Here is a 6,000-nt window from a genome sequence, read left to right as displayed (position 1 = left end):
ATCGATGCGCGGTACGGGTATAAATCACACATAATAATAAGCCAGCTCCCGCAGGAAAACTGGCATGAGATGATAGGAGAATCAACTCATGCTGACGCCATTTTAGATAGGCTAATTCATGGTTCGACTAAGTTGAATTTAAAAGGAGAATCGATACGAAAACAGTTAAATAAATTGACTGATGATGATCAGTTAAGCTAATTTAAAAACGGCTCTACAAAATGATAAATCAAGTGTTCAAAGCTGATGAGAACCGGTGATCAAAGTCATGAGAATGCGCACTAACACCCAATTTCATTAAACTGCGTACTTTGGTGCGTGCTATTCCTTTGTAAAGAGCGCCATTGTCGCCAGTAGACATTTTTATCCTACGGCGGATCCAATGATCTAAATCCACCGTTAGCTAATTAAAATGAAGGTCAAAATAGACAGCCCAATGGGGCGACGGCAGCTTTTTATTGAAGGAATGGCAAACGACTAGGCTGTATAGAGCCTGCTTTCCTTTAAATAAAAAGCGGAACATTACAGTCAATAAAGGCATGAACAAGTTTACCTTACGCGGACAAACGAAAGTGAATGCATTTACTTCATTCTGCGGCAACTGTATTGCTTAGTTCATAATATAGAAAAGCTGCAAACGCGATGCATTAAGAAGGGTAAGTCCTTATCACCTTAAATAAGCCACTCAAACACTTGTGATACCTTCCAAAACGCCAATTAAAGCAACAGCAAATCCTCTTTTTATATTTTATGTAAAACCAAAGTAAGCGATTGAATCAAAATAGGAACTCGGCTATGGTTAATGCATCAATAAAAATAAATTAAAAACGAGTAATTCTACAGCCTCGTTAGCTGCCGTAAAAAATCACCACACACTATGTCCAATTTACTGTACAAGTATGATTGCAATGGTTATACTTGTACCATAAAACGTACATGAGGAGGTTATATGAGAATCGTATCTTTTACAGAAGCTAGAAATGGTTTAAAAGCAGTATTAGACGGTGTGGTAAATGATGCTGATACAACGGTAATTACGCGCAGAGACTCAGAAGATGCAGTTGTGATGTCCTTGGACTATTACAATAGTCTAATGGAAACTGTTCACTTACTTCGTTCCCCTGAAAATGCGGAGCACTTGAATCGTTCAATCGCACAGTATCGAGCAGGTCAAGCAACGGCGCGAGAGCTAATAGATGAGTAGTAGTCAGCGTTTATTATCCTGGACTGATGAAGCTTGGGGTGATTATTTGTATTGGCAAACCCAAGATAAAAAGACGCTTAAACGTATCAACAAGCTCATCAACGATGTAAAGCGTTCACCATTTGAAGGTATTGGTAAACCCGAACCATTAAAAGAAAACTTATCAGGTTTTTGGTCACGTCGAATTGATGACATAAATAGGTTGATTTATGCGGTTGATAATCAGGCAATCACGATAATTTCATGTCGTTACCATTACTAACTTTATCACCTGAGACTGGCAGCTAACCGGGTAGCCGGAGGTCTCCTCCAGCCCACATCACCCATCATGCACTTTTTATTAGCAGGAAGTGCAATGTTAATTCCTTTTGTTTTTGAGCTTCTACAGGGGCCTTCGCTTCCAAGCGCCTACTTTTGGTACAGGTGATACCACAGGCTATGGCGAGTCGGGCCTAGAATCTGTATTACTCTTAAGCGCAGCATCTCTTAACCTCTTTGTGAATAATTTACTAAGTTTTTTGCACAAAGAGAAGGAAACAAAGCTAACTACTTGAACTGGCTTATTCTATGCCACTTATCATTATTGCTAGAACCTAGAACCTAGAACCTAGAACCTAGAACCTAGAACCTAGAACCTAGAACCTAGAACCTAGAACCTAGAACCTAGAACCTAGAACCTAGAACCTAGAACCTAAGCTATTTGCTTCTCAGCTAGATTCAATTCCATTGTCGCTTTTAACAAGCGATATAGGTTGATAGATGCATCAATCTCTTCTTTACGGTTGGTTAAACTTTCAATGTTTAAGCCTAGAGGCACATCTAAATGAGCGCAGCTTTGCAAAATTAAGTCTAAATTTTCACGGCAAATACGCACTGATTCACTTAATGGCTTTTCAGAGTCGAGCATACGCCATTTAGTTGCCTCAGGTACTGAAATACCTAGCCACTGCATAAACTCAAGTGTTTTTTCACTGCCACACGGCGTAAACGTTAAGATGATACGGTTTGGCTTAATTCCCTGTGCCTTACAGCTGCGTGCATAGCTGGTGATCAAATCAATAGTATCTTGTGCGTTGTAAACGGCTTGTGATATGAAAAACTGACAGCCCTGTGCGGTTTTTTCAAGTAGACGCTCATGTTCGTTACGTTTACTGGCGTGGCGCTCAGCAATGGTCACACCGCCTAAAAAGAAATTGTCAGCTTGTTTTGATAGTGCTTTGTATGCGTTTGGTAAACTCAGTTTGATGTCACCATTAGACGAGGGGCTACCAACGAGTACCAAGTTTGTTAAATCAAAGTCATTTTTAGTTTCGTCAAGCCACTGGTTAAATTCGGCTTCACCACGTTGCGCTACACTTTTATAGGTGATTACATCTTGGCGTGATAATTGGCGTAACAAGCGGCTATATTCACGAGGGTCAACGGTTTGCTTAAAAGGAAAAGGGCGAGGCTGCTCAGTTCGGCTGCTTTCGTCTTGAATGTCATAAATAACAACGCCATCGTATTCTATTTCGTGCAAGCGATCTAACAGCTTTTTTGCAATGGTTTCTAATTGGGCTTTATCGGTACCAATACGCGGTGGTGTGGTGCCAATTAAGTAAACACCCTGATTGGTATCTTGAATTTTCTCTTGTAATGATAAAGCCATAATCCTCATTCCAGCCAATTAACGTTCTATGCTTGGTAATATAGCAGCCATTTAGACGTCTAGATAGATTTTTTTAATGAAACTTTCTCAATCAATATAAATTTATCTCATATTTATTTGGTTTTTAGGTATGGCAAATACACAACTGTTTACATAAATCATTGGCCTTGGGGTCTTATATTGGCTCGTTTTGTTGCATAATCATTAAGGTGTAAAATTTTAGAACTAAAAAATATTCAACTAACAAGGGATAGCAATGAAATTTAAACTATTAGCGACCAGCCTCGCAGTAACGCTTGCATTGAGCGGCTGTGCTAGCAATAAAAGTACAAACACTGTTAAAGAAGTGGAAATCGAACAAAATTCTGTAGCAAGCGCAGATAGTCGTGTGTTCTCACAAGACTATGTACTCGAAGAGCTTGATAACGGTTTGCGGGTCATGGTGGTGAAAACTGATTACCCAGATGTCGTTTCATTGCAAATCCCGGTATCTGTGGGTTCACGCAACGAAGTTGAAGCGGGTAAAACCGGCTTTGCACACTTTTTTGAACACATGATGTTTAAAGGTTCTGAAAAATTCCCGCAAGATGTTTATTCTGATATTTTAAAAAATTCAGGTGTAGATAACCGCGCCTATACAACGAATGATTATACAAATTACCACCTAAACTTTTCCAAGCAGCACCTTGATAAAGTACTTGAAATTGAAGCTGATATTTTTCAAAACTTAAAATATTCAGAAGAGCAATTTCGTACCGAAGCATTAACTGTAAAAGGTGAATATCTTAAGAATAATGCTAGCCCAGTTCGCAAGTTGCTTTCAGCTGTGCGCAATGAAGCTTTTGAAAAGCACACGTATAAACATACCACAATGGGCTTTTTTGAAGACATTGAAGCCATGCCAGATCAAATGGCCTACGGTAAAGAGTTTTTTGATAAATTTTATAAGCCTGAATATGTATCGCTTGTGATTGTCGGTGATGTCGATCCACAAGAAACCATGGCTATGGTGAAAAAGCATTGGGGTAACTGGCAAAAAGGCGATTATGTTGCTGACATTCCAACTGAGCCAAAACAACAAGCAGCAAAGTATGTGCATGAAAAAAATGAAGGTTTACCAGGACATTGGTTGCTAGTGTCGTATAAAGGCGCGGCTTGGGAGCCTGAGAAAAAAGACCGTGCAGCCCTTGATTTGCTGTCGCAGCTCTATTTTTCAAATAACTCTGAGTTGTATCAAGAACTAGTGGTTGATAAACAAATTGCCAGCCAAATGTTTACCTATAACCCAGACACTAAAGATCCTGGTTTATTGCATGTATTTGTAAAAGTTGAGAATGAAGAAGATTTAGTTAAAGCACGTGATGCAATCAATAGTACTTATGCAAAAGCGCGTACAGAGCTTGTAGATAGCCAAAAGCTTGCTGATTTAAAGTCTAATCTTAAATATAGCTTTATAAATGGTCTAGATTCATCTCAAGCGATTGCTTCAACCCTTGCAAGTTATATGCATTTTGAACGTGATCCAGAAGTTGTCAATCAATTATACGCAACGGCAGACAGCATCACCGCAAAAGATATTCAAGACATTGCGAACAAGTATTTTGTTGATAGTAGTCGTACTACGGTGACTATGTCGTCGCTTGATAAAGTAGCTGGCTTTGAGCAAGAGGCTGATTTAAATACGCTTGTAGCTAGTAAACAAACGGTTAAAGAGCGCCACTTTAAGGTACTAGATAAAACCAATAGCTCACCGCTAATTGATGTTAATTGGTTATTCCATACCGGTGCATCCGCTGATCCTAAAGGTCAAAAGGGCGTAGCAGCACTTACAGCTGCAATGCTGGCTCAAGGTGGCTCAGAATCCAAGAGCTACAATGATATTAAACAAGCTCTTTACCCATTAGCGGGCAGCTTTGGTTATCAGTTAGATAAAGAAATGATCTCGCTACAAGGGCGTGTGCATAAAGATAATGCAGCTCAGTGGTATGCGCTAGTTAGTGAGCAGTTACTTAATCCGGGTTTTAGAGAAGATGACTTTAATCGTTTGAAGAAAGAGCTGATTGACGGTATTAAATCGGGTCTTAAAGCATCAAATGATGAAGAGTTAGGTAAAGAGGTGCTTTATCATAAGCTCTATCAAGGGCACCCATATGAAAGCTATAACTATGGTGATTTATCTGATCTTGAAGCGCTCACGCTTGATGATGTAAAAGCATTTTATGCTAAAGAGTTTACCCAAGCTAAGCTTACTCTTGGTTTAATTGGCGCGGTGCCACAGTCACTTAAAGCAACTATGCTGAGAGATTTAAGTGATTTACCAAAAGGTGATCAAAGCCGCCTATCAATCCCTGATGCGCCAGAACTTAAAGGGCATCATGCAACCATTGTTGAAAAGTCTGCACAATCTACCGCAGTCTCATTTGGCTTCCCGATTGATACAATTCGTAGTAGCGAAGACTGGACTGCACTTTGGCTAGTACGTTCATACTTTGGTGAGCACCGTAGTTCTAACGCTTATCTTTATAATCGTATTCGTCAAACGCGTGGTATGAACTACGGCGATTATGCTTATATTGAGTATTTCCCGCGTGGTATGTTCCAAACAAAACCTGATGCAAACCTTGGTCGTTCTGAGCAGATATTTCAAGTATGGCTACGCCCACTGCGCTCAAATAATGACGCGCACTTTGCAACACGTACGGCTCTATTTGAACTTGATAAGTTGATCAAAAATGGCATGACAGAAAAAGACTTTGACGCAACGCGTAACTTCTTAATCAACTTTGTGCCGCAAATGGTCGCCAGTCAAAACCGTCAATTAGGTTACGCACTTGATAGCGAGTTTTATAACACTGACACGTTTGTAAAGTATGTAACGAGCCAGCTTGAAAAGTTAAGCCTTGCTGACGTAAATCGTGTTATAAAAGAAAACTTACAAACAGATGATATCCAGTATGTATTTATCACCGGTGATGGCAAAGATATGCAAAAGCGCTTAGCGTCTGAGCAAACATCCCCTATGGTGTATAACGCAGAAAAGCCAGCAGAGCTGGTGGCTGAAGATAAGGTAATTGCTGATTACAAACTAGCAATTCCTGCGAAAAACATTGAAGTACTTGCTGTAGATAAAGTGTTTCAATAAACGAAA

Annotated in this window: 5 protein-coding genes; 4 read left to right on the top strand and 1 reads right to left on the bottom strand. The window is 39.8% G+C overall.

The genetic code is table 11. From position 1 onward, the window contains the following. The 3 genes from QMA12_RS16410 to QMA12_RS16400 form a co-directional block, all read left to right on the top strand. On the top strand, positions 1-201 hold a 201-nt coding region (locus QMA12_RS16410; RefSeq protein WP_290210691.1), incomplete at its 5' end, for an ATP-binding protein. A 748-nt stretch (positions 202-949) separates the two neighbouring features. Continuing rightward, positions 950-1,204: a type II toxin-antitoxin system prevent-host-death family antitoxin gene (locus QMA12_RS16405; RefSeq protein ID WP_290210690.1), complete on the top strand. Its 255-nt coding sequence runs from the start codon at positions 950-952 to the stop codon at positions 1,202-1,204. Continuing rightward, entirely contained in the window at positions 1,197-1,466 is a 270-nt protein-coding gene (locus QMA12_RS16400; RefSeq protein ID WP_290210689.1) for a Txe/YoeB family addiction module toxin, read from the top strand. The genes QMA12_RS16405 and QMA12_RS16400 overlap by 8 nt, the downstream gene beginning before the upstream one ends. 429 nt (positions 1,467-1,895) lie before the next feature. Here the strand turns inward: QMA12_RS16400 and QMA12_RS16395 are convergent, their stop codons facing one another. Further along, on the bottom strand, positions 1,896-2,852 hold the full coding sequence (locus QMA12_RS16395; RefSeq protein ID WP_290210688.1) for a hypothetical protein: 957 nt from the start codon (positions 2,850-2,852) through the stop codon (positions 1,896-1,898). A gap of 256 nt (positions 2,853-3,108) precedes the next feature. Between QMA12_RS16395 and QMA12_RS16390 the strand changes: the two genes are divergently transcribed. Continuing rightward, positions 3,109-5,994: a pitrilysin family protein gene (locus QMA12_RS16390; RefSeq protein WP_290210687.1), complete on the top strand. Its 2,886-nt coding sequence runs from the start codon at positions 3,109-3,111 to the stop codon at positions 5,992-5,994. The last annotated feature ends 6 nt before the right edge of the window (positions 5,995-6,000 follow it).

Origin of the sequence: Pseudoalteromonas sp. APC 3893 (assembly GCF_030408095.1) — a bacterium.
Lineage (GTDB): Bacteria > Pseudomonadota > Gammaproteobacteria > Enterobacterales > Alteromonadaceae > Pseudoalteromonas.
The sequence above is the reverse complement of the archived record's forward strand: the minus strand, read 5'-3'. Positions and strand labels throughout refer to the sequence as shown.